This window comes from Actinomyces polynesiensis (assembly GCF_000820725.1).
Lineage (GTDB): Bacteria > Actinomycetota > Actinomycetes > Actinomycetales > Actinomycetaceae > Pauljensenia > Pauljensenia polynesiensis.
Genome location: NZ_CCXH01000052.1, coordinates 1 through 5,880 on the forward strand (window position 1 = coordinate 1; position 5,880 = coordinate 5,880).

The window sequence follows — 5,880 nt, forward strand, 5'->3', positions numbered from 1 at the left end:
TTACGAGATGCCTGTGAAGATGATGAGTGCGAAGATCGCCCCTCCCACCGCGGGGAACCACCCGACCAAGGCGAGCGCCACGCAGCTGAGGACTGTCCAGACCCAGTTCCCGACCACGCCCGAGGAGAGTGCGCCGGAGAGAACTTGCAGGACAAGAACGACACCGGCACACACGACGATCGCCGTTCGCCGCGCGAGTCCCACGTCTACAGGACGTTGGTGGAACGCATCCGCATGCTTCATCTCACTTGCATCCCGGCCAAGAGGGGAAGGCCTTGCAGTACCAAGGCTCTCCGGAGGCCACTTCGACTGCTACAGCTCCCGAAGTCGCCAGACCGGATCTGTCGGAAGAAGCAAGTGAGTCCGCATGTGCAACCAGAGGAGCCGAGACGCAGAGAACCATGACCAGCGAGTACACCAATGACGACTGCCATCCAACCCGCATCTTGACGTCCCCTGCCTGAATTGTTCTGCGCATAGCTCGACTCCCAATAACCCCCCGGTCCCCACCAAGGCCAGCCCTGAGATGAAGTATCTCATCGAAGACCGTCCCGAAGACATGGACAAACATCAGTGTTCACCTTGAACGCAAGTGAGCTGCATCCTCGAGGTGCCCGGTGACGAGGCGTGAATCCCGGAAGTGCACTCGTAAGGACGGGCGGGTCCCAAGTCATCTTGGACGACAACTCCGGCTCTGGCACCACGGTCTACAAGAACCTCGGCGTGACCATCATGGCTGTCCGCGCATGTGTCAACGTCAAGCTGGGTGTCGATACCTGCACCAGTTGGAAGTGAACAGCCCTTTCATTCGAAGCACGGAGGTAGTCATGGCGCGGAGGCCGACGAGGGCGGGGCACGGGCAGCAGCTTGACGGGGACAGCAGGACCCCCGGTCCGGGCCGGACCTCCGCGCCGGTGCTCGACGTGCGCGACGTGCGGGTGAGCTACGGGGCGCACACGGTCCTGGACGGGACGTCCGTGCAGGTGGCGGGCAGTGAGTCCGTGGCCGTCATGGGTCCCTCGGGTTCCGGGAAGAGCACACTGTTGTCCGTGCTCCTGGGGCTCCTGAAGCCCGACTCCGGCACCGTGATGGTCGCGGGCACACCCGTCCGCGCCGGCATGGGGAAGACGGTGTCCGCACTGCGGCGCGACGCCATCGGCATGGTGTTCCAGGCGGGTCACCTGCTCGATGAGCTCTCCCCGGTGGAGAACGTCATGCTGCCGGCCCTGGTCGCGGGCAGACCCCAGACTGAGGCGCGCGGTACCGCCGAGGACCTGCTGTCCTCCCTGGAGGTGGAGGGCACGGAGCGCCCCGTCACCCAGTTCTCCGGGGGTGAGCAGCAGCGGATTGCGATTGCGCGTGCCCTGGTCAACTCCCCTGCCCTGGTGGTCGCCGACGAGCCGACCGGTTCCCTGGACCCGGGAAACCGGGACCTGGTCATCGACTCGCTGTTCTCGCTGCCGCAGCGCTTCGGGTGCGCGGTGCTGGTGGTGACGCACGACCCGATCGTCGCCGACCACGCAGATCGGGTACTCGCTCTCCGCGACGGCTTGCTGGAGGTCGCCGATGCGCAGACCGCATGGACGGGAAGCGCACGATGAGGGGGCTCCGGGGAAGCCTGTGGCGCATAGGTGCGCACCTGCGCCACGCCGACCAGCATCGTTGGGGAGGACCCCGGGCCGTCGCCCAGTGTCTGGGGGCGCTCCTGGTGTGCATCGGCCTCGCCGCCATGGTGGTCGAGGCCGACTACACGGCGCTCCGCCAGGAACGCTCCGATGCGATCACTCCCGTCATCGCGCAGTCCGATGCTGACGCGCAGGTGTTGTACCGCTTCGGCGGTTTCGCCTCGATCGACAACCGTCCCGTCACTGTGGTCGTCATCGCGCCGGTGTCGGAGGACTCCCCCCTTCCTCCGGGAGTCGAGGCCTGGCCGGAGCCGGGTGAGGCCGTGGTCTCACCCGCATTGGCCGAGGATCTGGTCGGGGACCGGGCCGACCTGTTCGGCCCGGTCGCGGGGACCATCGGCCCTGAGGGCCTGGAGGTGCCCCGCGAGCGCCGCGTCTACATGCGACCCACCGAGGAGGCACTGGACGAGGCCTCCATGACCGGAGTCTCGGGCTTCGGCGGGGACAACCCCACGGGCAGCTTCTACGGGGAGGGCTATCTCAACGCGAGTCCACAGTCAGTGGTCCAGGCGCTCCTGGTGGGCACCCTGGTCCTGCCCGGGATGGTTGCCCTGGTCGTGGGATCGGGGATCAATGGGGAGGAACGCATCCGCCAGAGCAGGACGCTCATGGCGTTGGGCCTGCAGAGACGGCACCTCGCTGCGATCGATGCGGTGGAAGGCCTCTCTGCGGTCCTGGTGGGCACCGCGCTGGGCGCACTCCTGGTGGGGGCCGCCTGTCTGGTGGACGTCTCCGTTCCTGCGTTGGATGCGGCGTTCCCTGCGGCGGACACCCGCCACGCCGGGACATGGCTGGTGATTGCAGTACTGCCCGCCTTGCTGGTGTCCCTGGGGACGGTTGTCGGAGCACGCCTGGCCCAACGCCAGCTCGTGACCATGAGGGCTCATCCCCATCGGATGGGACGTCTGCATCTGCGTGCCTTGGCGTGTGCAGTGGCTGCCGTGATCACTGTCTGGGTGCCCTTGCAGAGCAGGGACGGATACGTTCGACTCCTCTCCTATCTGATCGGTGTCGGTGTAGTTGCCCTGACCATCCCCGCGTTGGTGTCGATGGTCGTCACTGCGATTGGTTCCCTGACCGCTCGCATGGGGCTCCGCATCGGCAGCACCGGAACCCTGGTGGGCGGTCGACAGCTCGAGCGCCTCGCACAGCGGTCCACGCGGTTGGCCATCGGCGTCTGTTTCGCCGTCCTGGCGGCCGGACAGGTCCAGCTGTTCTCCAGCGCCATGGGCACCGAGTACTACCAAGCCATCCGGCAGGCGTCCGTCTACGGCACCACGGTGCTCCAGGCCTCAGGGAGTGGAGTCCCGGAGAGTGCGATCCACTCGTTGCTGGACTCCCTGCCCGAGGGCGCTGACCCCGCCTGGATCACCTACTCCGAGCCTAGCGATCCCGCGGCTCCTGTTCGAGCCACACTGCACGCCACCTGTGACACGCTCACAGCGATTGACCTCTCGTGCGCCTCCGGTCAGACAGAGGTCAGTGCCATGACCTCCCTCGTCGCCCAGCAGCTGGGTGGCTACTCCTTGGACGGCTCGATCGACATCCAACCACTCTCCTCGGATACCCCGACCGATGTCGGTGACGACACCACCCAGATGTTCATCGTCTCCACCACCGGCGCAGACCTGGACGCTGAGTCCCTGCAACGCAGCGCGAACCGGGTGACACCCGGGCTCCAGCTCGACACCCCTCAGCAGGTCTGGGTTTCGGGTGGTTCGCTCTCTGCACTCCGTTCCAGCTGGACGATTGCACTGGGATCGCTGGGGCTGGTCGGCATCTTCGGGGCGCTGTGTGCCAGCGTCGTGGGCGACAGCGCTTCCACCGCCCGTGCGCTGGCCCCGGTCGGTGCCCTCACGGGCTCCTCAGGTCTGCCAGGGGGCGCCGCCACCTGGCGCACGGCCGTACCGCTCCTGGTCTCCGGCATCATTGCGATCATCGCCTACTACCTGCTTCCCACAGGTCTCCGTATCGGCAGCGGTGTGGTCGAAGGCGCCACCTACTTCGAGCCCAGCCGTGTGTACGTCCTCGTCGTGGTGGCGGTCACCGTGCTGGGTACCGCGCTCGCCTCCATGAGCGCACGACACAGTGCCAGGCGTACGACCCGGTCCTGGCGACCCTGAGGGCCGTGTGACCGCGGGAAGCTGACACACACCGCAACGTGCGCCAGGACCTCGCCCGACAGAGCCTCGCGTTGTCGGCAATGCCCTCGTACACGGACAACCGTTGGGGAGTGCAGGATCATTGACGCAGCTTCCGGGGGCCCGGACCCGCCCAGATCGACTAAGCCCGCGCCCCCCGGAACCGCTGTCTCAGTGCGCGAAGTGACGCGTGTGGGTGAGGTACATGGTGATCCCGGCAGCCTTCGCAGCGTCGATGGACTCCTGGTCGCGCACGGAGCCCCCGGGCTGGACCACGGCCCTCACACCGGCGTCGATGAGGACCTGGAGCCCGTCAGCGAAGGGGAAGAAGGCGTCCGAGGCCGCCACCGACCCGCGCGAACGATGCTCGGGACCCTCGGCCGCGACGTCTGCCGCGCGGGCCCCGCCCGCGGAATCGACATCTGCCGCGGCGTCCCCGGTCACGCGTCCACCCAGGGTATTCGCACGCTCGACGGCCAGCTTGCAGGAGTCCACGCGGTTGACCTGCCCCATGCCGACACCCACCGAGGCCCCGTCCTTGACCAGCAGGATGGCGTTGGAGCGCACGGCGCGCACGGTCCTCCAGGCGAAGGCCAGATCACCCAGCGTCGCGGCGTCCGCGGGCGCACCCGCGGCGAGCTCCCAGTTGGCGGGATCATCCCCGGGGGCATCGACGTCGTCGCGGCGCTGGACCAGCAGGCCCCCGCTGATCTGCTTGAACTCCGCACCCCCGCGGCGCGGAGGCACGACCTGCAGCACGCGCAGGTTCTTCTTGGCGCTGAGGACCTCCACCGCGCCCTCCTCGAAGTCCGGGGCGAGGACGACCTCAGTGAAGATCGGGACGATCTGCTCGGCCAGGGCCACCGTCACCGGGCGGTTCACGGCGATGACCCCGCCGAAGGCGGAGACCGGGTCGCAGGCATGGGCGCGGCGGTGGGCCTCCTCGACGGTGTCGGCCACCGCGATGCCGCAGGGGTTGGCGTGCTTGATGATCGCCACGCAGGGCTGGGCGTGGTCGTAGGCGGCGCGCAGGGCCGCATCGCCGTCGGTGTAGTTGTTGTAGCTCATGGCCTTGCCGTGCAGCTGGACGGCGTGGGCGATCCCGGGGGCCTGGGGGTGCTCGTGGTCGGCGTCCTCGTGCCCGTGGTCCCCGCACTCGCACGAGTCGCCCTCGTCGGTGCCCGGTCCCTCCTCCACGGGGGTGTCGAACTCCTGGTAGACGGCTGCTGCCTGGTGGGGGTTCTCGCCGTAGCGCAGGCTCTGGGTGCGCTCGAAGGCACCGACGACGACCTCGGGCAGGCGGTCGGCGTCCGGGACGGCTCCGGCCCCGCCCTCGTCGGCCCCGGCCTCCAGGAAGACCGCGCCCAGCGGGGTCCCCTCGACGGCCTCGTCCGCGGCCTCGGGCAGTTCGGCCGCGAGGTCCGCGCGCCCCGTCTGCCCGGCGAACCACTGGGCGATCTCCAGGTCATAGGTGGCGGTGTGGGCGAAGGCCTGGGCGGCGAGCTCGCGGCGCTCCTGGAGCGTGAAGCCGCCTCGTCCCAGCGCCGCGACCACCTGGGCGTAGTCCCTGGGATCGGTGACCACGGCGACGGAGGGATGGTTCTTCGCGGCCGCGCGCACCATGGAGGGCCCGCCGATGTCGATCTGCTCGACGCACTCGTCGAAGCTCGCACCCGAGGCGACGGTCTGCTCGAAGGGGTAGAGGTTGCACACGACCAGGTCGAAGGCGGCGATGCCGAGGTCGGCCAGCTGGGCGCGGTGGGTGGCCTTGCGCTGGTCGGCGAGGATACCGGCGTGAATCAGCGGGTGGAGCGTCTTGACGCGGCCCTCCAGGACTTCCGGGAAACCGGTGACGTCCTCGACGGGGGTGACGGGGATCCCCGCCTCGGCGATGCGGGCGGCCGTGGAGCCGGTGGAGACGATCTCCACGTCGTGGTCGTGGAGGGCCCGGGCGAGGTCGACCAGGCCGGTCTTGTCGTAGACGGAGACGAGGGCGCGCGTGAGCGGGCGGGCGTCGATGGGTTCGAGGTTGTCAAGGCGGACGGACGTCATTC

4 protein-coding genes are annotated in these 5,880 nt (G+C 68.5%); 2 read left to right on the forward strand and 2 right to left on the reverse strand.

Going from position 1 to position 5,880, the window contains the following annotated elements:
- Complete coding sequence (locus TA90_RS01860; protein WP_147513316.1) at window positions 1-243, reverse strand: hypothetical protein; 243 nt, start codon at window positions 241-243, stop codon at window positions 1-3.
- Window positions 244-827: 584 nt separating this feature from the next.
- Here TA90_RS01860 and TA90_RS01865 point away from each other — a divergent pair.
- The gene (locus tag TA90_RS01865) at window positions 828-1,601 is read left to right on the forward strand and encodes an ABC transporter ATP-binding protein (RefSeq protein WP_082031247.1); all 774 of its coding nucleotides are present in this window, start codon (window positions 828-830) and stop codon (window positions 1,599-1,601) included.
- Complete coding sequence (locus tag TA90_RS01870) at window positions 1,580-3,808, forward strand: hypothetical protein (protein WP_043534327.1); 2,229 nt, start codon at window positions 1,580-1,582, stop codon at window positions 3,806-3,808. Before TA90_RS01865 ends, TA90_RS01870 begins: the two co-directional genes overlap by 22 nt.
- Before the next feature lie 189 nt (window positions 3,809-3,997).
- Here TA90_RS01870 and TA90_RS01875 read toward each other — a convergent pair whose 3' ends face one another.
- Window positions 3,998-5,878, reverse strand: a complete 1,881-nt coding sequence (locus TA90_RS01875) for a bifunctional phosphoribosylaminoimidazolecarboxamide formyltransferase/inosine monophosphate cyclohydrolase (protein ID WP_052450375.1) — start codon at window positions 5,876-5,878, stop codon at window positions 3,998-4,000.
- Window positions 5,879-5,880: the final 2 nt, after the last annotated feature.

Excerpts from the sequence above, each read along its gene's own strand:
- TA90_RS01865 (WP_082031247.1), top strand. The coding sequence starts at position 828 with ATGGCGCGGAGGCCGACGAGGGCGGGGCACGGGCAGCAGCTTGACGGG.
- TA90_RS01870 (WP_043534327.1), top strand. The coding sequence starts at position 1,580 with ATGGACGGGAAGCGCACGATGAGGGGGCTCCGGGGAAGCCTGTGGCGC.
- TA90_RS01860 (WP_147513316.1), bottom strand. The coding sequence starts at position 243 with ATGAAGCATGCGGATGCGTTCCACCAACGTCCTGTAGACGTGGGACTC.
- TA90_RS01875 (WP_052450375.1), bottom strand. The coding sequence starts at position 5,878 with ATGACGTCCGTCCGCCTTGACAACCTCGAACCCATCGACGCCCGCCCG.